The organism is Streptomyces sp. NPDC032745 (genome assembly GCF_055579465.1).
In genome coordinates, this window is record NZ_JBVING010000006.1 from 163,287 (window position 1) to 186,087 (window position 22,801).

Here is a 22,801-nt window from a genome sequence, read left to right on the forward strand (position 1 = left end):
ATCCACCCGTCTCCCAGGAGGACCCGCATGCTCGGCACCGACTTCCGTATCGGATCGCCCGTCTGGCTCGACCTCGGCAGCCCCGACACCGACGGCGCCGCCGCCTTCTACAGCTCGGTCTTCGGCTGGTCCTTCACCGCCCTGGGACCCGAGGCCGGCGGGTACGGGTTCTTCCAGGTGGACGGCAAGACCGTCGCAGCGCTCGGGCCGCTCACCGAGGACGGGGCGAAGACCGCCTGGATGGTGCACTTCATGAGCCCGGACGTCCAGGCCACCGTCAAGGCCGTCCAGTCCGGCGGCGGGAAGATCCGGATGGAGCCCACGGACGTCATGGGCGAGGGCTGGCTCGCGCAGGCCACCGACCCGCAGGGCGCCGAGTTCGCCGTCTGGCAGCCCGGGAAGACCGCCGGGCTGGGGCTGGCCTCCGCCGAGAACAGCCTGGTCTGGGCGGAGCTGCACGTACCCGACCCGGCCGCGGCCGTCGGCTTCTACAACGGCGTCTTCGGCTGGCGCAGCCAGGACATGGAGGCGCCCGGGATGACCTACCGCGTGCTCAGCCTCAAGGACGGCGACCAGCAGCAGACCTCGTTCGGCGGGATCGCGCCCATGGGCGAGGGCGCGGGCGGCGGCGTCGAGAAGCCGCGCTGGGTGCCGTACTTCAACGTCGCGGACGTCGACGCCACCGTCTCCGCGGCCAAGGGGAACGGCGGGTCGGTGCTCATGCCCGCGGCGGACGTGCCCGACGTCGGCCGGATCGCATGGGTGGCGGACCCGTACGGCGCGGTGTTCGCCCTGCTGAAGCCCAACCCCGAGATGTGAGCGGCGCGCCGGCTACCGCCCGAGGTACTTGGGTGAGCGGCGCTCCACGAAGCTCGCCACGCCCTCGTTCGCGTCGGCGGTGGTCATGTTGATCTCCTGAGCGGTGGCCTCGGCGGCCAGTGCGGCTGCCCGGCCACCGTCCAGGGAGGCGTTGACCAGCTGTTTCGTCAGCGCGAGGGCGCGGGTCGGGCCCTGCGCGAGGCGCTCCGCCCACTCCCGGGCGGTGGTCTCCAACTCCTCGGCCGGGACGACCCTGTTGACCAGGCCGAGCCGCTCGGCCTCGGCCGCCGGGACGGCGTCGCCGAAGAACATCAGCTCCTTGGCCTTCTGCGGGCCGACCAGGCGCGGGAGCAGGTACGCGCCGCCGCCGTCGGGGACCAGGCCGCGGCGGACGAACACCTCGATGAAGCGCGCCGGTTCGGCGGCGATGACGAGGTCGCAGGCGAGGGCGAGGTGGGCGCCGATGCCGGCGGCCGTGCCGTTGACGGCGGCGAGGACCGGCTTCTCGCAGTCGAGCACGGCGGTGATCAGGCGCTGCGCGCCGAGCCGGATCATGCGGGCCACGTCGCCCGCGACCCTTTCGCCTGTTGCGGCGGGAGCGCCGCGCAGGTCGGCGCCCGCGCAGAAGCCCTTGCCGGTGGCGGTGACGACGACGGCCCGCACGGCGGGGTCGGCGGAGGCTTCGGCGAGGAGGGCGATGACGCGCTCGCGCTGGTCCCAGGTGACGGCGTTCATGGCCTCAGGGCGGTTGAGGGTGATCCACGAGACGCCGCTCTCGATGCGGTGGAGGACTTCGTCGGTGCGGGCGCTGGTCATCGGTTGAACTCCCCTTCGGGGTGCGAGTGGTAGATGCGGGCCGCGGGCGCAGGTTGCCGCTGCGCGGAGCCGTCTCCCGGAGGCTCAGCCGGTACGCAGCGGCGGCTCAGCGGCAGATGGCCAGGGCGTCCAGCGCCACCGCCCCCTGCCCCCGCGGGAGCACCATCAGCGGGTTGATGTCCAGCTCGGACAGCACTCCGCCCAGCTCCAGCGCCATCCGCTGCACCCGCAGCACGACCTCCACCAGCGCGTCCACGTCCGCCGGCGGGGCTCCCCGTACGCCCTCCAGCAGCGCATGCCCGCGCAGCTCGGTCAGCATCGCCCGCGCCTGGTCCTCGCCGAACGGGGGGACCCGTACCGCCGCGTCGTGCAGGACCTCTACCAGGACGCCGCCCAGCCCCACGGTCACCGTCGGGCCGAAGAGGTCGTCCTGCGTGACGCCGACGACCATCTCCACCCCCCGCTCCACCATCTGGCAGACCAGGATGCCGTCGAGCGGGACGTCCTCGTAGCGGGCGATGTCCGTCAGCTCCCGGTACGCGTCGCGGATCTGGCTCGCCGAGGTCAGGCCCATCTTCACCAGGCCCAGCTCCGTCTTGTGCGCGAGCTGCGGCCCCGAGGCCTTCATCACCACCGGGTAGCCGACCAGGCCGGCCGCCCGTACCGCAGCCGCCGCGCTGGTCACGAGCTGCTCGCGGGGGACCCGTATCCCGTAGGCCCGCAGCAGCTGTTTCGCCGCGTGCTCGCTGAGCTGCTGGCCCGGGCGCATGAGCGCCTGCGCCTTGCGGTACGAGGGCGACGGGGTCCGCGGCGCGTCCTCGAAGGGGGAGCGGTAGGCGGAGGTGAACCGGTGGTGGCCGAGGTAGGCGCGGACGGCGGTGATGCAGTTGCCGAACGTACGGAAGGTGGCCACGCGGGAGGAGCCGAGCAGGGTGCTGCGGTAGGCCTCCTCGGTGCCGACCGGGGAGCCCCAGATGACGCAGATCAGCTTGTCGCTCTGCTCGGCGGCGTCCACCAGGTCCTGCGCGAGCCTGTCGCTCATGGGCGGGAAGGGCCCGGTGATCGGGCAGATCAGCACGCCCACCGCCGGATCGGCGAGGATCGTGTCGATGATCTTCCGGCCGCGCCAGTCGCCGACCGGGTGGCCGCCGTTGTCGACGGGGTTGGCGACGTTCAGGTACTCCGGGATCCACTGGTGGAGCTCGTCCTGCCTGGCCTGGGAGAGGGTCGGCAGGACGAGTCCGGCCTCGGTCGCCAGGTCGGAGAAGTGGGCTCCGGTGCCGCCGGAGATGGAGTACACGACGACCCCGTCGGCCAGCGGTTTACGGGCCCGGGCGAGCAGCGCGGCGGTGTCCTGGAGCTCGTCCAGCCCATCGACGCGGATGACGCCGAACTGCCGCATCGCGGCGTCCACGACGGTGTCGGCGCCGGTCAGCTTCCCGGTGTGGGAGGCGGCCATCCGGGCGCCGGTCTCGGTGCGGCCGACCTTGACGGCGACGACGGGCACCCCGTTGCGCGCGGCCCGGTCGGCGGCGAGGAGGAACTGGCGGCCGTCCTTGAGGCCTTCCACGTAGCAGGCGATGGCGCCGACCTCGGGCTGCTCGGCGAAGTAGGAGATGAAGTCGGAGGTCTCGAGGTCGGCCTCGTTGCCCGTGGGAGCCCAGTGGGAGAGCCGGATGCCCAGCTCCTGGAGGGTGTAGACGGGCCGTCCCTGGTGGCCGGACTGGGTGATCAGGGCGATCGCCGGGCCGTCGAGGTCGTCGCGGAACTCCTCGAAGGCGTTGAGGTTGGTGTTGGGGCCGAGGAGGCGCAGGCCCGACCGCCGGACCGCGGCGGCGAGCCGGGCCTGGGCCGCGGCGCCGGCGTCTCCGGTCTCGGCGAAGCCGGAGGCGAAGGCGACGGCGAACTTCACCTTGGCCTCGGCCAGTTCCTCGATCACCGGCAGCGGATCGCCGACGAGGAGGACGGCGAGGTCCACCTGCTCGGGCAGGTCGGCCACGGACGCGTGGCAGGCCAGCCCGAAGACGGAGGGGCGGGTGGGGTGTACGGGGTGGATCCGGGCGCCGACGCGCTCCGCCCAGGCGATGAGTTGGCGGGTGATGCCGGTGTTCGGTCTGCCCTCGGCGTCGGAGGCGCCGATGACGGCCACGGACTCGGGCCGGAAGAACCGGTCCAGGTCGGGGACATCGGCGTGCAGAGGCCTTCCGCTGACGTCCACCGCGACCGTGTCCGCGGCGGACGGGGCCGCCGTGGAGTGGACGGCCGTCCTGGGGGACTCCCCGCAGGCCTCGACACGTGCGCGGAAGTCGGTGGTGAGGGTGCCGTGAGTAGATCCAAGCATCGTTCCGCCCGCTCCTGCTCGATGAACCTCAATAACTGACGCGTAGTCAGATTACTGAACTGACGCGTCGTCAGGAACAGTGCTGCGTAGGAAAGCTGGTGGAGGTGATGTGTGGAACGGTCCCAGATCCCGTCGGGACGGGTCCAGGACCGGATTCGGCCTGTTCTGCGGGAGGCGGGAGAAGACGACCGGAAAGCGCGGCCCGGCGGCTACGCGAGGGGGTCGACCGGGCGCAGGCCCGTGTCCGGGAGGGGCTCGGCCGGCGGAAGGCCGGTTCGGGGGCCGAGCCGGCGGGAAAGGGCCTTGGCGATCTTCTCGGCGTCCAGGGCCATCTCGCGGAACATTCCGCTGATGGGGTTGGAGAAGCCGGTGAAGTACAGGCCGGGGGCCTGCGCGGGCGTGCGGGTGCCGTGCGTACGGGGCCGCCCGCGCCCGTCGAGCACGTCCAGGTGCCCGACCAGGGGCTCCAGGCCGCGGCGGTATCCGGTGGCCGCGACGACCACGTCCGGGGTGATCCGCGAACCGTCCGCGAGGACCACCTCGGCGCCCTCGAAGGAGGCGACGGCGGCGACCGGTTCCACCGTGCCCGTGCGTACGGCGTCGATCAGGCCGACGTCCTGGACCGGGATCGCGCCCTCCTTGACCCTGCTGTACAGGCCGGTGCCGGGGCGCGGCAGCCCGTACGCGGCCAGATCGGGGACGGAGGCCTTGGCGATGAGCGCGCACAGCCGGTCCACGAACCGTACGGGCAGCCGCCGCACCAGGATCCCGCTGCGCTGCGCGGGCCAGCCCGCGGTGGAGCGGCGCACGATGTGCGGTGCGGTGCGCACGGCGAGCCGCACCCGCGCGGCCCCGCCCTCGGCCAGGTCGACGGCTATCTCGGCGCCGGTGTTGCCGGTGCCGACGACGAGCACGTCCCGGCCCTCGAAGGGGGCGGCGTTGCGGTAGTCGCGGGCGTGCTGCAGCTGCCCGGCGTACGAGTCGAGGCCCGGCCACTCGGGCAGCGCGGGCGTGTGGTTGAACCCGGTGGCGACGACGACGGCCCGGGCGTCGAGCACCCGCCCGCCGGTGGCGTGCAGGAGCCAGCCGTCCCCTCCGGGGGCCGGGTCGATCCGGGTCACCTCGACGCCGGTGACGAGCTCCAGCTCGTGGAACTCGGCGTACTTCTCGAGGTACCGCACCACGTCGTCGCGCGAGACCCACCGGCCGAAGCGGCGCGGCATGGCCAGCCCGGGCAGGGCGGAGAGCCGGCGGGTGGTGTGCAGGTGGAGGCGGTCGTAGTGGTTCCGCCAGGAGGTGCCGACCTCGTCGGACTTCTCGACGACCACCGCGCGGACCCCGCGGGCGCGCAGCGCGGCGGCTGCGGCGAGGCCGCCGGGGCCGGCGCCGATCACGTACACCGGGCGGGGCTGGGTGGTCAAGTCAGGGGATGTGGGGACTCCGGGCATGAGGAGTGATCGTATCGACACACAGCGTTGATGGGTCTCGGACGAGGAGGGAATCGATTGCGGATCGATCACGGACGGCTTCCGGGCCCGGGCGGGACCCTTGCGGGATCGCCCTGGATCCGCTGAACTGACGTACCGTCAGATCAAGGGAGGAGGGCCCGATGCAGACCGTCTGGCTCAGTGGGGCCGAATGGCTCGCCGTGCTCCGGATAGGCCTCGGCCTGTGGTGGCTGGAGAGCTGGCGGCACAAGGACAAGAAGGGCTGGTTCGAACGCGGCACCGGCATAGCCTGGGCCGCCGACGTCGCCGGCAAGCACCGCTGGCCGTTCGTGAAGGGCGGCTTCGAGAAGGTCGTCCAGCCGCGCCCGCGGCTGATGGCGTACATCGTCGTCTACGCGGAACTCGCCCTCGGCCTGGGCCTGGTCCTCGGCTTCCTCACGCCGATCGCCCTGGTCGGCGGCCTGCTCCTGAACCTGCTCTACCTGATCCTCATGATCCACGACTGGGCCGAGCAGGGCCAGAACGCGATGATGGCCCTCATCTCGCTCGTCGCCCTCCTCGCGATGGCCTGGCAGACCTGGTCCCTCGACGCGGCGACGGGACTCTTCCTGTGAGCACCCGCCACGACCTCCCCGAGATCGACGACTTCACCCGCCCCTACTGGGACGCGGCCGCCGAGGGCCGGCTCCTGCTGCGCCGCTGCGCGGACTGCGGGCGGGCCCATCACTACCCGCGGGAGTTCTGCCCGTTCTGCTGGGCCGGCGAGGACCGGGTGACCTGGGAGCCGGCGAGCGGCCGCGCCACCCTCTACACCTGGTCGGTGATCCACCGGAACGACCTCCCGCCGTTCGCCGCGCGCGTCCCGTACACGGCGGCCGTGGTCGACCTGGCCGAGGGCCCGCGGATGATGACCGAGGTGGTGGACTGCGCCCCGGCGGACCTGCGCATCGGGATGCCGCTCCGGGTGACGTTCCGCGAGTCGGCGGAGGGCGTCCACGTGGCGGTGTTCCGCCCGGGGAACTCCTGACGGAACGGGCGGGCGACGCCATCCCGGCGGGGCGACGATCTCCGGCGCCCGCCGCTGGCGGTGCACCGGTGACGTCGCCGGTCGCCCAGCCGATGCCCGGCCCGATCATCTCCGCCCGCGACGATGTGAACCGGCTCGGCTCGTGGCTGGGCCCGATGAGCCAGAGCCGCACCGACCAGGGGCCCGAGCACGCCGGATCGCGCGGCGACCGGATCACAGCGGAGCGGTACGGCGGGCGGATCGCCCGGCTGACGCAGCGCTGGGTCAAGGCCGCGCCGTACGAGACCTCCCGGATGACCGAACACGAGGCCCGCGCCCTGTCCGTCTCCCTCAGGGAGGCGGACGGCGCGGACGGCGCACCGGCAGTGCTGACCGGCGCCTGACCTGCGTCCCCCGTTCCCCACTCACCGCTAGGGCCAGAGCAGCTCGCGGATCCAGCCGGTGCCGTCCCCGTTGCGGCGGTAGCGCAGCCGGACGTGGCGGCGGGCCGCGTCACCCTGGAAGAACTCCACCTCATCGGCGTCCAGGACGTACCGGGTCCAGGTCGGGGCCGGGGCGTCCGGCTCGGCGCCCGCCCGCTCCCATGCGGCCGCCGAGGCCTCCGCCAGCTCCCGCACCGAGCCCAGCACCTCGCTCTGCCGGCCCGTCAGCGCCGCCGCGAGCGCACCCCGCGAGCGGACCGCCAGGTCCGCCCGGCTCTCCTGCGGCCCGCAGGCGGTGACCCGGCCGCGGATCCGGATCTGCCGGGCCACGGCCGGCCAGTAGAACCCGAGCGCGGCGTCCGGGTGCCCGGCCAGCTGCCGGCCCTTGGCGCTGGTGGCGTGCGAGGCGAAGTGCCAGCCGTGCCCGTCGGCGTCGTGCAGCATCAGGATGCGTACGTCGGGCCGCCCGTCGGCGTCCACCGTCGCGAGGCTCATGGTGTGCGGCTCCGGCTGCCCCGCCTCGGCGGCGTGCAGGAACCACTCCCGGAACAGCGCCAACGGCTCGGCGGGCGAGGCCCCGGGGTCGAAGCCGGGCAGCGGGCCGTCCCACACGCGCAGGGAGTGCAGGGTGGCGTGGAACGCCTCGATCTCGTCCGTCTCGGAGCTGTTGATCTCGCGGGTCATGCCGCTCATCGAACCACGTGACCCGGCTTCCGCATTCGCCGGATCCGGAGCCCCTGCCGTTCCTATGATGTGCAGCCTTCAACGACTCGAGGTGGGTGCCCATCATGCACGGCAGTGGCAGTAGAGCGAGCGGTACGAGCGGCATACGCGGCAGACGGCGCGGCGGTGCGCTCCGGCGCATGGCGGTGGCCCTCCTGGTGGTCTGCACGGCAGTGGCCTGCGGCCCGGCTGAGGGCGGCGGCGGTCCCGCCGTGTCGCTGCCGCCGAGCACTTCGCCCAGCGTGTCGGCCTCCCCGACGCCGCCCCCCTCCCCGACGCCCACGCCCTCCCCGTCGGCCACCCCCACACCCGTCGCCACGACTGCCGAACCACCCGCACAGACGCCCGACGCGAAGCCGGCCCCCACCCGTACGCTCTCGTCCGGCTCCACCGGGGGGAGCGGCAGCGCACCGAAGCCGCCCGCCACCAAGGCGCCGACGGAGGAGGCGCCCCAGCCCGTCGGCGGCACGTGCGAGATCGTCTCCAACGCCGGGAACTGCTACAAGGCGGGGCAGTTCTGCCGCAGGGCCGACCTGGGCAGGTCCACCCATGCCGAGAACGGCCGCCTGATCCACTGCCGTTTGGACGGCAGCCAACCCCGCTGGCAGTACTGAGCGACGCGCCACCTTCTTGCGGATCGGTTCGGGAGGACGTAACGATGGCGCCCGTGGCTTCCGAAGAACCGCCCACGAGCGGTCGCGTGCGTGCCCTTGCTGCTTCCAGCGGACGCTGCAGGAGCGGGCCGACTTCGAGATCTGCCCAGAGTGCGGCTGGGAAGACGACGGGCAGGACGATGCGGACGCACACTTCGTACGCGGCGGTCCCAACGGTTGGCTGAGCCTGGCGCAGGCCCGGCTGGACTACCTGGAGGAAGCGGCGGAAGAACACGCCGAGTCCCTCACCCGCGGTGGCGAAGGCCTGTGGCGATCGGAAGCGCAACGCCAGCTCCGGGACACGGCCGACTAGGCGGGGCGGGCGGGGTCCGTGTGCTCGGGGTCGGGTGAGACCGACCGGGACACCCGGGCCGGGGTCTGTGGACTCGGGGTCGGGAGGGGTCCGGGGGCGTCCCGTCAGTCCACTGTCCTTCCGTGTCGTGCCGGTCCCTCAAGGGCGCTCCTTCGTCGCGTCGCTTCGCGATGTCGCTGCGCTCCACCCTTGACCGACCGGCCCGCCCCGGAATGCCAACAGACTGCCGGGAAGCCCCCGGAGGATGGCCGGGGGGTTCATGTTCCGATGAGGGCCCATCAGAGATCCTGACCGGCAGCCCCTGTCCATCCGCACCCAGCCCACCAGGAGCATCGAGAGGGGTCGGGATGGGCGCGCGGGGAGGGGAACGGCTCCCTGAAGGGCCCATAGGCACCCTTTCCGGGTTCGGGTGGGGTCAACCTGCACAGGCAGCGATGAGATGACGCTGCGGTGCCGGTTGGGCCGTGGACGCCCCAAATCGCTACGCGCTTCGACCGGTTTGGCGTCCGGCGGCCGTCTGGGGCTGGGCATAGGCCGCCCATGACCGGCACAGGGGCGGCCCGGCATGCGACAGCGGACTGTTTGCCCCTTTTGTTCGCCAGTTGAGAGTCAGAAGGCGCCTTGTCGGAGTGAGAGGTGGAGAAATCCGGCATCAGGCTCCCTCCCGCCCTCTTTTCGCCCCCAACAGCGTGCAGACGCCCGGAAACCCGCCCATGGGAGGTGTCCGGGCGGCTTATGTCCAGCCCCAGGCGGCCGTCGGACGCCGAGAGATGAGAAGCGCGTAGCGATCTGACGCGATACGGGCCTACCCCTCACCGCAGGGTCATCTCTTCGCTGTCTGGTGCAGGTTGACCCCACCTGGGTCCGGAAAGGGCTTCCTATGGGCCCTTCAGGGGGCCGTCCCCTCCCCGCGGCCCCGTCACCGACCCGGCTCGCTGGTCCTGGTGAGCTGGGTCCGGATGGACGGGGGCCCCTGCCCGGCATCTGTGATCGGGGCTGATCGGAACCCTGAACCCCCCGGCCATCCTTCGGGGGCTTCCCGGCAGTCTTATGGCATTCCGGGGCGGGTCGGTCGGTCAAGGGTGGCCGAAGGCCATCGCGAAGCGACGCGACGACGAAGGAGGAGCGCCCTTGAGGGACCGGCACGACACGGAAGGACAGTGGACTGCCGGGACGCCCCCGGACACACACCGACCCCGCGTCCGCGGACCCCGACCCCTGGCCTCCGGCCACCCTCCTGACCCTGAGTGCTTGGTTCTCGCTGCCCTGGCCTCCGGCGACCCTCCTGACCCTGAGTGTGTGGTTCTCGCTGCCCTGGCCCCCGTCAGCCCTCCCATCCCCGAGTGCGTGGTTCTCGCCGTCCTGGCCTCCGGCCACCCTCCCACCCCTGAGTGCGTGGTTCTCGCCGTCCTGGCCCTCCGGCGACCCTCCGGCGCCGAATGCGCGGACCCCGGCCCGGGGGTACCGGCGGACCTCTCCCGGCCCCGAGTCGGCCGGCCCCGTCCCCGGACTCCCGGCCGTCTCTCCGGCCCCGAGTGCGTGCCCCGCCCCTACCCCCGTCCCAGGATCACCGTTCCCGATGAGCAGAACCAGCCGCCCGTGCCCGATGCCAGGGCCACCTCGGGCAGGCGGCCGCCCGGTTTGGTGACCTGGCGGGCCGGGCCTGCTTCGCCGCGGAGTTGGCGGACCGCTTCGACCAGCAGGAACAGGCCGCGCATGCCCGGGTGGCAGGCCGAGAGGCCGCCGCCGTCGGTGTTGACCGGCAGTTCCCCGTCCCGCAGCAGGCGGCCCTTCTCCACGAATGCCCCGCCCTCGCCCTTCGCGCAGAAGCCGAGGTCCTCCAGGGTGACCAGGGTCATGTACGTGAAGGCGTCGTAGATCTCCGCGAGGTCCACGTCCGCCGGGCTGAGGCCCGCCCGCTCGAACGCCAGGCGGCCCGAGACCGCCGCCGGGGAGACGGTGAAGTCCTCCCACTCCGACATCGTGGAGTGGGAGACGGACGTGCCGGTGCCCAGGATCCACACCGGGGACTTGGCGGTGTCCGGTACGTAGTCCTCCGCTGCCAGCAGCACCGCGCAGCCGCCGTCCGAGCGGATGCAGCAGTGCAGCTTCGTGAAGGGGTCCGCGATCATCTCGCTGGACAGGACCTCGTCAACCGTCAGCGGGTCGCGGAACATCGCGTCCGGGTTGGTCGCCGCGTTCGCCCGGGCCTGGACGGCCACCGAGGCGAGCTGCTCGAGCGTCGTGCCGTACTCGTGCATGTGGCGCCGCGCGGCCATCGCGTACTTGGAGATCAGCGTGTGCCCGTACGGGACCTCGAACTGCAGCGGCCCGCGCGCCCCGAACGAGAGGTTCGAGGTGCGCCGCCGGGCCTTGATGTCGGCTCGCGCCGTCGAGCCGTAGACGAGCAGCACGGCGTTGGTGTGGCCGGCCGCTATCGCGTCCGCCGCGTGCGCCGCCATGACCTCCCAGGTCGAGCCGCCCACCGAGGTGGAGTCGACCCAGGTGGGGCGCAGCCCCAGGTACTCGGCCACCTCGACCGGTGCGAGGATGCCGAGGCCCGCCGAGGCGAAGCCGTCGACGACGGAGCGGTCCAGGCCGGAGTCGGCCAGCGCCCGCCGGGCGGCCTGCGCGTGCAGGGCGTACGGGGTGGGGCCGTCCACCCGGCCGCAGTCCGAGAGGGCGACGCCGACTACGGCGACCCGGCGGCGTCCGTTGCGAGGTTCAGGCGTGGGTCCAGGCATGCACCAGACCGTACATCTGACGTCCCGTCAGTTTCTAGTCCGCGCAGCCCGATCCCCGTGACACCCGAGCCCCCCGCCCCCTGTGCATCTGTCGCCGTCCGCCCTAACATGACGGCCCGTCAGATACGGGGAGGAGCCCGACGATGGATGCCGCCTTCACCGCGGAACAGGACGAGATGCGCCGTACCCTGCGCGAGATCCTGGGCAAACGCTGCGGCCCGGACGAGGTCAAAGCCGCCGTCCGCACCGCCGCCGGACACGACCGCGAGCTGTGGCAGCAGCTCTCCGCGCAGCTCGGCCTGCCGGGCATCGCCGTCGCCGAGGAGTACGGGGGTGTCGGCTGCTCCCCCGCAGACCTGGCGCTGGCCTGCGAGGAGACCGGCCGGGTGCTGCTGCCCTCGCCGCTGCTGGCCACCGCCGTGCTCGCCGTACCGCTGATCACCGCCCTCGGTACCGCGGCCCAGTGCTCCGCACTGCTCCCGCCGCTCGCCGCAGGCGGGCTCACCGCGGCCCTCGCCGTCCCCGGCCCGGCGCTGTCCACCGCCCTCGCGCTGACCGGCGAGAACGCCCCCGGGGAGTGGGCCGGCGGGGGCCGGGCCGGCGGGGTCCAGGCCAGGGCCGGCGAGGACGGCGGCTGGCGGCTGTACGGCGAGGTCGCCCAGGTGCTCGACGGGCACAGCGCCTCCCTGCTGCTGGTCGCCGCGCACACCGGCGGGTTCGCCCGGAGCCGGACCCTGCTGTTCCTCGTACGGGAGGACGCCCCCGGGCTCGTCCGGTCGCGGCAGGCCACCCTGGACGAGACCCGGCCGCAAGCCCGTGTCCAACTCCGCGACACACCGGCTGAGTTGCTCGGAGCCGATACCGGCAACAGCGCTGACGGCGGCGTCCTCGCCGCGCTCGCCGCCACCGGGCGCGCCGCCTCCGCCGTCCTCGCCGCCGAGGCGGTCGGCGCGGCCGGGCAGGCGCTGGCCCGCACGGTGGAGTACGTCCGCCAGCGCGAGCAGTTCGGCCGGCCGGTCGGCTCGTTCCAGGCCGTCAAGCACCGCCTCGCCGACCTCTACGTACACGTACAGGCGGCCCGTTCGGCGGCCTACTACGCCGCCTGGGACCCGATGCAGGGCGGCCTCGCCCTGGCCCAGGCCCTGGAGGCCCTGCGGGTCACGGCAGGCGAGGCGATCCAGCTGCACGGCGGCATCGGCTTCACCTGGGAGCACGACGCGCACCTGTACTTCAAGCGGGCGGCGGCCGACGAGCTGCTGTTCGGCCCGGTCCACAGGCTGCGGGCGCACGCCGCCCACCGCGCGGGCCTGTTCACCACCCCCCAGGAGAAGGTGGCCGTCTGATGGCCCTGGCAGCCGGCGTCAAGCTGATGCAGAAGGTCTCCTCGACCATGCTGTTCGCCAAGATCGCACCGCACTTCATCCCCGCCATGGACAAGGCGGTGCACAAGCTGACCCGCGGCAAGGTCATGCTCAGCGCGCAGATGCTGCCCGGCGTGATCCTGACCGCCAAGGGCGCCAGGACGGGCGAACCGCGCACCACGCCGCTCGCCTGCATGCCGGAGGAAGGAGGCGTCAGCTGGCTCCTCATCGGCTCCAACTTCGGCCGCCCCGGGCACCCGGCATGGACCGGGAACCTGCTCAAACATCCTGACGCGGACGTGAGTTGGAAGGGCCAGGACATCGCCGTACGGGCCCGGCTGCTGGAGGGCGAGGAGCGCGCGGCGGCGTGGCAGGCGGTGCTGGGGTTCTGGCCGCCGTACGCGACGTACCAGGCCCGCATCGAGCGCGAGATCCGGCTGTTCCGCCTGGAGCGTCGCTGATCGGGGCGGTCGGCCGGCAGCCGAGGGGGAGAGGGAGGAGAAGGGGGAGGTAGGGGAAGGGAGGGGGCGGGGGAGAACGGCGTGGGGAGGGTGGCGGACCCCGGGGAGGGTCCGCCGTTACTTGGTCGGCTTCTTGCCCGTGATGCCCAGGTGGACGAGCAGCGCCAGGTTCGGCTTGAGCTCGGCCTGCTTGACGCCCCAGGTCTGGAAGCCCTTCTGGTGCGAGGCAACCGCGGCCAGCATCGCGACCAGAGAACCCGCCATCGCCGCCGGGCTGATGTCCTTGTCGACCTTGCCCTTGGCCTGGAGCTCCTTCATCGACTCCGTGAGGGAGTTGGTGACGGAGTTCAGGATCTTCATGCGGATCTTGTAGAAGCGCTTGTCGCCCTCGGCCGCGCCGAGGTCGACGACCCGCAGGATCGCGTCGTTGCGCCGCCAGAAGTCCAGGAATCCCTCGACGAGTTCCTCGGCGGCCTGCCAGCCGGCCTTGCCGACCCAGTTGCGGCCCTCGACGAGCGCAGTCAACTGTGCGCCCTCCGTGGCCATTTGCTCGGCGATCTCCAGGACGGCGCCCTCGACGTCCGGGAAGTACTGGTAGAAGGTCGCGGGGGAGGTGCCGGCCTTGCGGGCGACGTCGATCACCTTGACGTCGCGGTACGGCGAGGAGCTGAGCATCTCGCTGAGGCAGTCGAGCAGCTTCTGCCGCGTCGCCTGACCGCGCCGGCCGGCAACGCGGCCGTCGACGGTGCGTACTTGTCCTGTCATGCCGTCAGCTTACCGAGGGGTGATCTGCGCGCGATTCGGCCGCCTGCAAATGGGGTTACGCGACGCCTGGCCTGGGCGAAGCTCGCACCCCGGGCACTCCCGGGTGGCCGTTTCCGGCCGGGATCCGCGCGGAATCCGGGCAGGCGGGGCCCCGAGGAGGTGCCGGTTCCGGGTGCGTCCCGGGCGGATCCGGGGCGGATCCGGGGCGGATCCGGTGCGAAATCCGAGCGGACGCCCGCCCGGGTGACCCGACCGCTTCCTCTCGGTATCCCCCGATTAGTCTTGTCAACAGGCTGTGGACAAGTTTTCGGGCAGATCATGGCTGAGGGGCAGGGGGCAAAGGGCACAACGGAAGGAAACGGGCCATGGCCGCATTCGCGGAGGGCACACCCTGCTGGGTGGACGCCTCGCTTCCGGACGTCGAGGCGGGCAAGCGCTTCTACGGTGAGCTCTTCGGGTGGACCTTCGGCGGCAGCGCCGGCCCCGAGTACGGCGGCTACACCCAGGCCTACAGCCGCGGCCGCAACGTCGCCGCCCTCGCCCCCAAACCCGACGGCCGCATGCCCACCGTCTGGGGGATCTATCTCTACACCTCCGACGCCTACGCGTGCGCCGCCCGCATCCGCGCCTCCGGCGGCCAGATGGTCATGGACCCCCAGCCGGTGGGCCCGTACGGCGCCGCCGGGCTCGCCGCCGACCCCGGCGGGGCCGTCTTCGGCCTGTGGCAGCCCGGCACCCACCACGGCTTCGAGGCCCAGCAGGAGCCGTACACGTACTGCTGGAGCGAGGTCTACACGCGGGCCCGCGACGCGGTCGACGTGTTCTACGCCAACGTCTTCGGCTACGTCCCCGAGGACCAGGACGACGCGGGCACGGGGGTCGAGTACCGCCTGTGGTCCCCGCCCGGCAGCCGGCCCGGCGCGGAGACCGCCGTGATGGGGCGCAGCCTGATCACCGACGCGTTCCCGGAGATCATGCCGGCGCACTTCCTCGTGTACTTCGCCGTCCCGGACTGTGACGAGTCCGTCGCGATGGTGAAGCGGCTCGGTGGCCGCGTCACCGCCGACCCCTTCGACACGCCGTACGGGCGGATCGCGGTCGTCGCCGACAACCAGGGCGCGGTGTTCGCGCTGCTCTCGGAGTCCCGTACCGGGCCGATGGAGTAGCGGCCGCCGGGCACGGGCGGCCGGGCCTGCGCCGCGTCGTACGTCGTCCGCCCCACGTCCGCCCCACGTCCGCCCTCCGTCGTCCGTCCGCCGTACGTCCGTCCGCCCCGCCCGGACTGTGACGACACGGCCCCGGCGCGGGCCTGACAGAATCGGGGTTGCGCGACCCCGGGCGGCGCCCGGGGTGAGACGCTGCACGGGGCCGACCGCCGTGCCGGCGCGCGTGCAGGTGGCGTGCTGTTCGAAGGAGCGGGCCCGGCAAAGGCCCGTACGGGGAGGTGTGAGGCGAGTGGTGGAGCAGCTGACGCAGCACGACCCGAGACGGATCGGCCCCTTCGAGGTGCTGGGACGGCTCGGCGCCGGCGGCATGGGGCTGGTCTATCTCGCACGGTCGGCATCCGGACGCCGGGTGGCGATCAAGACGGTGCGGACCGAGCTCGCCGAGGACCAGCTGTTCCGGGTCCGCTTCACCCGTGAGGTGGAGGCGGCGCGCGCCGTGTCCGGCTTCTACACCGCGGCCGTGGTCGACGCCGACCCGCGGGCCGCCGTGCCGTGGCTGGCGACCGCGTACGTCCCGGCGCCCTCCCTGGAGGAGATCGTCAACGAGTGCGGGCCGATGCCCGCCCAGGCCGTACGGTGGCTCGCCGCCGGCATCGCCGAGGCCCTGCAGTCCATCCACGGGGCCGGCCTCGTCCACCGCGACCTGAAGCCGTCCAACGTGCTCGTCGTCGAGGACGGCCCGCGGGTGATCGACTTCGGCATCGCGAGCGGCGTCTCGAACACCCGCCTGACCATGACGAACGTCGCCGTCGGCACGCCCGCGTACATGTCGCCCGAGCAGGCGAAGGACTCGCGCAGCGTCAAGGGCGCCAGCGACGTCTTCTCGCTCGGCTCCACTCTCGTCTTCGCCGCGACCGGGCATCCGCCGTACCACGGGGCCAACCCGGTGGAGACGGTGTTCATGCTGCTGCGCGACGAGCCCAACCTGGAGGGGCTCCCGGACGAGCTGCGGCCGCTGATCGACTCCTGCATGCAGATGGACGCCACCCAGCGCCCGACCCCGGCCGACCTGCAGGCGCAGCTCGCCCCGCACCTCTTCGACGGCGGCGACGACAGCGGCACCGCCTCGGCGTGGCTGCCGGGCCGGGCCGTCGCGATGATCGAGGCCCGCAGGGCGGGGCAGCGTACGGCGGCCGCGCCCGTCCCCGCGCCCGGCCGTCCTGCGGGGCGCGCCGCCGAGGCCGCCACGCACCGCCGGGAGCCGCGCGGCGGCGCCGACCCGTGGGTCGACCCGCGGACCGGCCAGGCCGTGCCGCAGCGCCCGCAGCACCCGCCGAGGCCGACGTCCCCCGCGCCGTCCCCTGCGCCGTCCGGCGAGCCGGTCCGCCTCGGCGGCTCCCCGGTGCCGATCGGGCCCGGGCCGCGCGCGAGCGCCTCGGCGTCCGCCGCGCACGCGTCCGCCGCGGACTCGGCGACCGGCTGGGTCCGCCCGCCGGGCGGTGTGACGGCCGCCCCGGGCCCCGCCCCGGCCTCCTCCGCCGCTTCGGCCGTGGTGCCGTCCCCGGGCCCGGCCCCGGACAGCGGCCGCTGGCGGCCGTGGCGCTTCCGCATGTCGAACGAGGTCTGGGGCACCCCGACCGTCGCCGGAGACCTGCTCTACGTGACCTCCTTCGAGGTGCACGCGCTGGACGTGGCCAGCGGCCGCCGCCAGTTCAAGACCCGCGACGTCGCCTGGTCCATGGCCGTCGCGGACGGCCGTATCCACGCCTCCGACGGCCCCTCCCTCTACGCGCTCGACGCCTCCGACGGCTCCGAGCGGTGGCGGCTGAACACCGACGCCTGGGTGTACGCCCTGCGCGCAGACCGGGGCACGGTCGTCACCGCCACGCGCGGGGGCGGCGTACAGGCCTGGGAGGCGTCCAGCGGCCAGAAGCTGTGGGAGCTGACCGGCGCCCAGAGCGATTTCGAGACCCCGGAGGCGGCCCCCGTCCTGCACGAGGGCACGGTGTACGTGTGGCAGGACGCGCGGCTGCGCGCCCTGGACGCCCGCAGCGGCCGCGAGGCCTGGTCGTACCCGGTCGGCGACGCGGCCTCCTGCGGCAACGTCCCGGTCCGGGTCACTCCGGCGCCGGACGGCAACGTCTACATCGCCGCCGGTACCCGCGTGCTGTCCGTGGACCGGGCCTCGGGCCGGGTCCGCTGGCAATTCGAGGCGCCCGCGGTCTTCCTGGCCGCCCCTGCCTTCGCGCCCGGCGCGGCGGTCACGGGCGGCGGGGTCTACCTCGCGGACTACCTGGGCACCGTCTACGCCCTGGACGCGGCCACCGGCAACGACCGCTGGCGCATCGCCACCGAGCCGCGGCCCTCCTCGGACCCGGTGCTGGTGGCCAACGGCAACGTCCACCTGGGCGCGGGCAGCGCGCTGTACACGCTCGACGCGGTCACCGGCACCCCGAAGTGGCGGTTCGCCGCGGGCGGCGAGATCACCGGCCCGCCGGCGGTCGCGGACGGCCGGGTGCACTTCGGCTCCGCCGACCACTGCCTGTACACCCTGGACGCGGCGGGCGGCCAGCTGCGCTGGAAGCTGGCCACGGGCGGGGAGATCACGGGCGCCCCGGTGGCCGAGGCGGGCGTGCTCTACGCATGCAGCAAGGACCGCTGCGTGTACGCGCTGGACGCCGCCAAGGGAACGGGGACCCGTACGGCCGGGTGAGGGTTTTCGGGCCCCTCCGGGTCGCGCGCAGTACCGGGAGTGACAGGATGGACCCCATGAGCAACGTTTACTTCGACATCAACATCGACGGCAAGCCCGCCGGTCGCATCGTCTTCAACCTCTTCGACGAGGTCGTCCCGCAGACCGCGAAGAACTTCCGCGAGCTGGCCACCGGCCAGCACGGGTTCGGCTACAAGGGCTCGCCGTTCCACCGCGTCATCCCGCAGTTCATGCTGCAGGGCGGCGACTTCACCAACCAGAACGGCACCGGCGGCAAGAGCATCTACGGCGAGAAGTTCGCCGACGAGAACTTCACGCTGAAGCACGACCGCCCGTACCTGCTGTCGATGGCGAACGCCGGCCGCAACACCAACGGCTCGCAGTTCTTCATCACCACCGTCGTCACCCCGTGGCTGGACGGCAAGCACGTCGTCTTCGGCGAGGTCGTCGAGGGCTCCGAGCTCGTCGACGCGATCGAGAAGCTCGGCACCCCCTCGGGCGCCACCCGCGGCAAGATCGAGATCGCCGACTCGGGCGTCGTCGAGGCCTGATCCACCCCGCACCACCGCCGTACCGGCTGGTCGGCCCCGCCCCCTCACCGGGGGCCGGGGCCGCCGCCATGTCCGCGTACGCGGACAGGGGCGGCGGGCGTCAGAGCTTGTGGACCCCGTGCCAGGTCCAGCCCGCGCCGAGGACCGTTTTGCGCAGCGGGTCCTTCAGGTCGCGGGTGTCCAGGCGGAAGGACTCGACCTTCCGGCGGCGGCCCTCCGCGTCGCGCTCGAAGGTCCACTGCTTCTGCACGTGGCGGATCGGGCCGCGGCCGTGCTCGCGCTGGACGGTCCGGCCGGGCGGGCTGCCGGCCCGGGTCACCGCCCACTGCTCGTCCATGGCCCGTACCTCGCGCTCTTGGGGGAGCAGGCGCATCCACACCTTGAAGGTCCGCTCCACCTGCCGGCGGCTCATGCCGGAGCCGGTGGCGGGCTCCATGACCTTCCAGTCCGCGACCAGATCGGCGCCTCCGGCGCCCGCCTCGCGCACGCTGAACACCACGCCCGTGCCGTTCAGCGCCAGCAGCGCGGCCCGCAGCTCCATGGTGGGGATCGCGGAGGCACTCGCGTCGGCACGCACGGTGCCCATGTACTTGTCCCAGAGGCGGCCCATCGCTAGGCCCCCGCCCCGGTGTCGAGGCTGACGGTGCGCAGGAACTCCTGGAAGTCGCCCACGACGTCGTCCTCCTGCGCCGCGGTCGAGGTCAGGATCAGCCGGATCACCGCACGCCGGTGCCGGTCCTCGAGGTCCAGCACGGCCAGGTAGACGTGGGACTGGACGAGGTCGCGGCGCACGCCGCCCCCGACGGCCGACAGGGTCAGCCGCTGGGCCAGACCCGGCGAGGCCTCGGAGCCGAGCTCGCGGCGGCTGGTCACCACCACCGATTCGGCGGCCTCGCGCAGCCGGTCCACGGACTCGTCACCCATGTCGGTCAGCGTCGCCCCGTCCGGGCGGAAGTCCCCGTCGACGGTGATGTTGGCGGTGAACCCGTCGTCCGGCTGCTCGTACAGCGCGATGAACGCCACGCCCGGAGCGCCCACCTCGTCCGGAGGGGCGGCTTGCCAGCGTTCGGGCAGGCTGAACTCGATCGGCACCGGCAGGGTCGTGGGCATTTCAGGCCTTCCTTCCACAGGGGGAGTACGTCGGTCGATCAGCGGAGCCAGCTGGTGACTTCGCTCTTGAGGGAGCCGGCCGTGTCACCCACCCAGTCGGCCGCGTCGACCGCGGCGTCCTTCACCTTGCCCGGATCGACCGTGAACTCGGCTCCGACGGCGCCGCCGACCCCGAGGGCGAGGCCCGCCTTGCCGCCGAAGTGGTACTTGCCGTCCTCGCCCTTGCCGAGGTCCCATTTGAATTCCGCGCCCGCGCCGTACCAGCCCTCGGCCGTGGCGCCGGCGCCGAGCCCGGCTGCCTCCCCGCCCGCGGCGACGCTGCCCTTCTCGCCGGCGAACGCCTTGAAGCCGCCGTTGAAGCCCTCCTTGTTCAGCGTGGCGCTGGCGGAGGCCTCGCCGCCCGCGAATCCCTCGAAGCGCCCGTAGCCGCCGACGACCCCGTAGTTGGCGTGCCCCTCCAGCATCGCCCGGATGCCCGCGGAAGCCTCGACCTTGGCGGTGAGGCCCTTGTCGGTGAAGCCGTAGTTCGCGGTGGCCCTGGCTCCCAGGTACATGTCGTCGAGCCCGCCGAGCGTGAGCGCCCCGTTGTTGTACTCACCCTTGTACGTCATGTGGAAGAGGTCGGCGTAGAGCTTGATCGACCCCTCCTTGCCGTACTTGGTGCCGGTGAGCTTCATGCCGGCGTCGGGTCCGGTGAAGCTGAAGCCGTCGTCCCCCTTGGGCCTGAACGGGGAATCGGGGAGCTTCTTGGGGGCCTTGTCCAGGTCGCCCTCGGCGTAGCGGTTGAACCCGGTGAGCGATTCGTCGTCGCCCTTGCCCAAGGCGTCCCGGTTGCTGTCGATGACGGCGACGCTGAGGGCGGTCTTGACGTTCTGGTCGAGTTCGGCGACGGCCTTCACCCGGTCGTCGATGTGCTGCTGCCACTTGCCGACGGCTTCGCCGATCGCCTTCTGGCCGTCGGGGTCGTGGTGGTAGGCGCTGCGCTCGGAAGGCGTGAGCTTCGCGTAGTCGAACGCGACGCGTCCCTGCTCGGAGACGGTCATGCCGGCGGCTATCGCGTCGTCGCGCGCGCTCTCCAGCTTCTTCTTCAGATCGGTGAACTTCTCGTGCGCGTCGCGCAGCAGGCTCCCGATCGCCTTGGCCTGGGCCTGTGCGGCGGTGTACTCGTAGCGGGTCGCCGCGAAGTTCGTATGGGCGGTCTGCTGGCTGACACCGTTCCAGGTCTCCCCGCCGAGCGTGATCTTCTGCACGGAGTCGGCGTAGCGGGTCTCGACCTTCTTCAGCTCACCCGCCATCTCCTCCCATTTGGCGGCGGCCGTCGTCAGCAGGCCCAGGTCCGTGGTCATGACTTCGTAGTAGGTCAGCACCGGATCCCCTCACAGCTTCTACACGTCTTCACGTTCGACTGCGCCGCAAGGAACCGGACATGGTGCGCCTCCCCGTTGGCCGGCTTTGATCATATGCATGGCAACTGTGGGCGGGCCAAGCACCGGGTGGGCCCTCACGTTTCCTGCACGTGGTGCGCCATGCAGCCCCGTGCCCCGGCGCGCACGGCGGTGATAGCGTGGCCCGCCGTCGTCAGGGGAGGGGGCCGGGCCATGGTGGCCGGACGTCGTATCAGGTTCACCGCGGTGCTCGTCGCCGTCGTATGCGCGCTCACGGGCTTCTCGTCGGGCGGGCACGGCGGGCACGGCGGGAAGAGCAAGGGCAGCGGCGGCGGCGGCGGATGCTCCAGCTCCAAGAAGAAGAGCAGCTACAACAGCAACAACAACAGCAACAACAGCAACGGCGGCGGGAAGTCGACGCCGTCGCCCGGCAAGAGCGCCGGCCCGTCCGCACACGCCCAGGTCGTCTCCTGCGCCGGCCCCGGCAGCCCGAAGGCCGTCCTGAGGGTGACCTCCGACGTGGACAAGCAGCGCACCGTCGACGTCCCGCTGACCTTCGAGAGCGCGAACGGCATCGTCGACCGGACCTCCGTCCGCGTCACGCTCAAGGCCCGCGAGACCCAGACCGTCACCGCCCCGATGATCCACGACGACAAGGCCGCGGACGTGAAGACCTGCGTCGTCGGCCGGATCGACTAGCCGCCGTCGCCGTCGCCGCTCAGCGCACCCGCGGCTCCGGGGCCGCCCGGCGCCCGGTGAACAGGTCCGCCTGCCGCTCCGGCGGAAGGTTCCCCAGCGAGATCAGCGCCGGGGCCTGGGCCAGCGCCTGCTGCAGCGCCGCCTGCTTCGCCGACCACAGGGCCCGTACGGTGCCCTGCACGGCCTCCGTCGGGTACCCGGCCAGGGTCTGCGCCGCCCGCAGCGCCGCCGGGAGCAGCTCCTCGGGCGCCGTCAGCTCCGACACCAGGCCGATCTCGTACGCCCGCTGCGCGGAGAGCCGCTCGGCCGTTCCCATCAGGGACATCCGGGCGGCCTCCCCGAAGGGCATCCGCTGCGCCATGTACACGGCCTCGTACGCGCTGACCATCCCGTACGTCGTGTGCGGGTCGAAGTACGTCGCGGCCGAGGAGGAGACGATGAACTCCGACTCGCCCAGCAGGTAGAACGCCCCGCCGCACGCCATGCCGTTGACGGCGGCGACCACCGGTTTCCACAGGTCGTTCGCCTTCGGGCCGACTGACAGCAGCGGGTCGTCGACCGAGTAGGGGGAAGCGGGCTGCGGTACGCGGACGCCGCGGTCGATGCCCGTGCAGAAGGCGGCCGGTCCGGCTCCCGTCAGCACCACCGCGCGGACGTCCTCCGCATGCCGGAACTCCCGCCACACCTCGGTCAGTTCGGCAGCGGTCGCCAGATCGATCGCATTGTGCCTGCGCTCCCGGTCCAGGGTGACGACCGCGACCCCGGCCTCCTTGTCCCGCTCCACCCGTACCGTCACGGCTTCTCCAGTACCCAGCGCGGCACGGTCATCCCGCCGGTCTCGGTGAACACCACCTGGACCCGGGCGCCGATGCGCAGCCGGGCCGGGTCCACCGAGTTCAGCGCGGCACCGGGGGAGGCGACCAGGTTCCCGGCGAGCCGGATGTGCGGGGCGTCGGCGAGCTCCACGAGGATCACGTTGTACGGGGCCTGCGCGGCGTACGCGGGGAGCAGCGGCGGGTGGGGCCGTACCCAGGACCAGATGCGGCCGCGGCCGCTCATCGGCAGCCACTCGGAGTCGAACGACTGGCAGTGCGGGCAGCAGGGTCTGGGCGGGAAGCGGAGCCGGCCGCAGGCGGTGCAGGCCTGGACGCGGAGTTCGCCCTGGGCCGCGTACTCCCAGAAGGGGGCGCCGTCCTCGTCGGGAACGGGCAGGAGCAGCTGGTCGGCAGGGGCAGGGGCAGGGGCAGGGTCCGTGGCCGGTGCCGGGGTCGTCGTCATGGTCGC

The 22,801-nt window shown here is 72.7% G+C and carries 23 protein-coding genes; 12 read left to right on the forward strand and 11 right to left on the reverse strand.

The window, feature by feature from the left end:
* The first annotated feature begins 27 nt into the window (after positions 1–27).
* A complete protein-coding gene (locus tag ACZ5WG_RS17775) occupies positions 28–819 on the forward strand; it encodes a VOC family protein (RefSeq protein WP_468724138.1) in 792 nt (263 codons plus the stop codon).
* Positions 820–831: 12 nt separating this feature from the next.
* On the opposite strand, the gene ACZ5WG_RS17780 is transcribed toward ACZ5WG_RS17775, so the two are convergent.
* The 3 genes from ACZ5WG_RS17780 to ACZ5WG_RS17790 all read right to left on the reverse strand — a co-directional run bounded on the left by ACZ5WG_RS17780 (position 832) and on the right by ACZ5WG_RS17790 (position 5,424).
* The gene (locus ACZ5WG_RS17780; RefSeq protein ID WP_468724140.1) at positions 832–1,635 is read right to left on the reverse strand and encodes an enoyl-CoA hydratase/isomerase family protein; all 804 of its coding nucleotides are present in this window, start codon (positions 1,633–1,635) and stop codon (positions 832–834) included.
* 106 nt (positions 1,636–1,741) lie between these two features.
* The gene (locus ACZ5WG_RS17785; RefSeq protein WP_468724142.1) at positions 1,742–3,976 is read right to left on the reverse strand and encodes an acetate--CoA ligase family protein; all 2,235 of its coding nucleotides are present in this window, start codon (positions 3,974–3,976) and stop codon (positions 1,742–1,744) included.
* A gap of 209 nt (positions 3,977–4,185) precedes the next feature.
* Positions 4,186–5,424, reverse strand: a complete 1,239-nt coding sequence (locus ACZ5WG_RS17790) for a flavin-containing monooxygenase (RefSeq protein WP_468724143.1) — start codon at positions 5,422–5,424, stop codon at positions 4,186–4,188.
* Positions 5,425–5,585: 161 nt separating this feature from the next.
* Between ACZ5WG_RS17790 and ACZ5WG_RS17795 the strand changes: the two genes are divergently transcribed.
* The 3 genes from ACZ5WG_RS17795 (at position 5,586) to ACZ5WG_RS17805 (ending at position 6,834) form a co-directional block, all read left to right on the forward strand.
* Entirely contained in the window at positions 5,586–6,038 is a 453-nt protein-coding gene (locus tag ACZ5WG_RS17795; protein ID WP_468724144.1) for a DoxX family membrane protein, read from the forward strand.
* Positions 6,035–6,451: a Zn-ribbon domain-containing OB-fold protein gene (locus ACZ5WG_RS17800; RefSeq protein WP_468724145.1), complete on the forward strand. Its 417-nt coding sequence runs from the start codon at positions 6,035–6,037 to the stop codon at positions 6,449–6,451. The genes ACZ5WG_RS17795 and ACZ5WG_RS17800 overlap by 4 nt, the downstream gene beginning before the upstream one ends.
* Positions 6,452–6,519: 68 nt before the next feature.
* Positions 6,520–6,834, forward strand: coding sequence for an FMN reductase (locus tag ACZ5WG_RS17805; protein ID WP_468724147.1), 315 nt, complete (start codon positions 6,520–6,522; stop codon positions 6,832–6,834).
* A gap of 27 nt (positions 6,835–6,861) precedes the next feature.
* Here the strand turns inward: ACZ5WG_RS17805 and ACZ5WG_RS17810 are convergent, their stop codons facing one another.
* The gene (locus ACZ5WG_RS17810) at positions 6,862–7,557 is read right to left on the reverse strand and encodes a pyridoxine/pyridoxamine 5'-phosphate oxidase (protein WP_468724149.1); all 696 of its coding nucleotides are present in this window, start codon (positions 7,555–7,557) and stop codon (positions 6,862–6,864) included.
* A 179-nt stretch (positions 7,558–7,736) separates the two neighbouring features.
* On the opposite strand from ACZ5WG_RS17810, the gene ACZ5WG_RS17815 reads away from it, so the two are divergent.
* Entirely contained in the window at positions 7,737–8,210 is a 474-nt protein-coding gene (locus tag ACZ5WG_RS17815; RefSeq protein ID WP_468724151.1) for a hypothetical protein, read from the forward strand.
* Between the two features lie 16 nt (positions 8,211–8,226).
* Positions 8,227–8,562, forward strand: a complete 336-nt coding sequence (locus ACZ5WG_RS17820; RefSeq protein ID WP_468724153.1) for a CPCC family cysteine-rich protein — start codon at positions 8,227–8,229, stop codon at positions 8,560–8,562.
* 1,550 nt (positions 8,563–10,112) lie between these two features.
* Here the strand turns inward: ACZ5WG_RS17820 and ACZ5WG_RS17825 are convergent.
* Positions 10,113–11,306: a thiolase C-terminal domain-containing protein gene (locus tag ACZ5WG_RS17825; RefSeq protein ID WP_468724154.1), complete on the reverse strand. Its 1,194-nt coding sequence runs from the start codon at positions 11,304–11,306 to the stop codon at positions 10,113–10,115.
* A gap of 143 nt (positions 11,307–11,449) precedes the next feature.
* Between ACZ5WG_RS17825 and ACZ5WG_RS17830 the strand changes: the two genes are divergently transcribed.
* Together ACZ5WG_RS17830 and ACZ5WG_RS17835 are read left to right on the forward strand one after the other, a co-directional pair.
* A complete protein-coding gene (locus ACZ5WG_RS17830) occupies positions 11,450–12,649 on the forward strand; it encodes an acyl-CoA dehydrogenase family protein (protein ID WP_468724155.1) in 1,200 nt (399 codons plus the stop codon).
* The gene (locus ACZ5WG_RS17835) at positions 12,649–13,128 is read left to right on the forward strand and encodes a nitroreductase family deazaflavin-dependent oxidoreductase (RefSeq protein WP_468724157.1); all 480 of its coding nucleotides are present in this window, start codon (positions 12,649–12,651) and stop codon (positions 13,126–13,128) included. Before ACZ5WG_RS17830 ends, ACZ5WG_RS17835 begins: the two co-directional genes overlap by 1 nt.
* A gap of 117 nt (positions 13,129–13,245) precedes the next feature.
* Here ACZ5WG_RS17835 and ACZ5WG_RS17840 read toward each other — a convergent pair whose 3' ends face one another.
* A complete protein-coding gene (locus tag ACZ5WG_RS17840; protein WP_266628310.1) occupies positions 13,246–13,893 on the reverse strand; it encodes a TetR family transcriptional regulator in 648 nt (215 codons plus the stop codon).
* A gap of 365 nt (positions 13,894–14,258) precedes the next feature.
* Here ACZ5WG_RS17840 and ACZ5WG_RS17845 point away from each other — a divergent pair, with 365 nt between their 5' ends.
* The 3 genes from ACZ5WG_RS17845 to ACZ5WG_RS17855 all read left to right on the forward strand — a co-directional run bounded on the left by ACZ5WG_RS17845 (position 14,259) and on the right by ACZ5WG_RS17855 (position 18,323).
* Entirely contained in the window at positions 14,259–15,059 is an 801-nt protein-coding gene (locus ACZ5WG_RS17845) for a VOC family protein (RefSeq protein ID WP_468724159.1), read from the forward strand.
* Positions 15,060–15,348: 289 nt separating this feature from the next.
* Positions 15,349–17,772 (forward strand): protein serine/threonine kinase AfsK, encoded by a 2,424-nt coding sequence (afsK, locus tag ACZ5WG_RS17850; RefSeq protein WP_468724161.1) that lies wholly within the window; start codon positions 15,349–15,351, stop codon positions 17,770–17,772.
* Positions 17,773–17,828: 56 nt separating this feature from the next.
* Positions 17,829–18,323 carry a peptidylprolyl isomerase gene (locus ACZ5WG_RS17855; RefSeq protein ID WP_468724163.1) on the forward strand — a complete coding sequence of 165 codons (495 nt, stop codon included), beginning with the start codon at positions 17,829–17,831 and terminating at the stop codon, positions 18,321–18,323.
* Between the two features lie 100 nt (positions 18,324–18,423).
* On the opposite strand, the gene ACZ5WG_RS17860 is transcribed toward ACZ5WG_RS17855, so the two are convergent.
* The 3 genes from ACZ5WG_RS17860 to ACZ5WG_RS17870 are packed head-to-tail and all read right to left on the reverse strand — an operon-like array spanning position 18,424 to position 20,779.
* Positions 18,424–18,933: a hypothetical protein gene (locus ACZ5WG_RS17860; RefSeq protein ID WP_468724165.1), complete on the reverse strand. Its 510-nt coding sequence runs from the start codon at positions 18,931–18,933 to the stop codon at positions 18,424–18,426.
* Between the two features lie 2 nt (positions 18,934–18,935).
* The gene (locus ACZ5WG_RS17865) at positions 18,936–19,433 is read right to left on the reverse strand and encodes a hypothetical protein (RefSeq protein WP_468724167.1); all 498 of its coding nucleotides are present in this window, start codon (positions 19,431–19,433) and stop codon (positions 18,936–18,938) included.
* Between the two features lie 38 nt (positions 19,434–19,471).
* On the reverse strand, positions 19,472–20,779 hold the full coding sequence (locus ACZ5WG_RS17870; protein ID WP_468724168.1) for a hypothetical protein: 1,308 nt from the start codon (positions 20,777–20,779) through the stop codon (positions 19,472–19,474).
* Positions 20,780–21,031: 252 nt separating this feature from the next.
* Between ACZ5WG_RS17870 and ACZ5WG_RS17875 the strand changes: the two genes are divergently transcribed.
* The gene (locus ACZ5WG_RS17875) at positions 21,032–21,517 is read left to right on the forward strand and encodes a hypothetical protein (RefSeq protein WP_468724170.1); all 486 of its coding nucleotides are present in this window, start codon (positions 21,032–21,034) and stop codon (positions 21,515–21,517) included.
* A gap of 19 nt (positions 21,518–21,536) precedes the next feature.
* On the opposite strand, the gene ACZ5WG_RS17880 is transcribed toward ACZ5WG_RS17875, so the two are convergent.
* Both ACZ5WG_RS17880 and ACZ5WG_RS17885 read right to left on the reverse strand, forming a co-directional pair.
* Complete coding sequence (locus tag ACZ5WG_RS17880; RefSeq protein ID WP_468724172.1) at positions 21,537–22,313, reverse strand: enoyl-CoA hydratase/isomerase family protein; 777 nt, start codon at positions 22,311–22,313, stop codon at positions 21,537–21,539.
* The gene (locus ACZ5WG_RS17885) at positions 22,310–22,795 is read right to left on the reverse strand and encodes a Zn-ribbon domain-containing OB-fold protein (RefSeq protein ID WP_468724173.1); all 486 of its coding nucleotides are present in this window, start codon (positions 22,793–22,795) and stop codon (positions 22,310–22,312) included. The genes ACZ5WG_RS17880 and ACZ5WG_RS17885 overlap by 4 nt, the downstream gene beginning before the upstream one ends.
* Between the last annotated feature and the right edge of the window lie 6 nt (positions 22,796–22,801).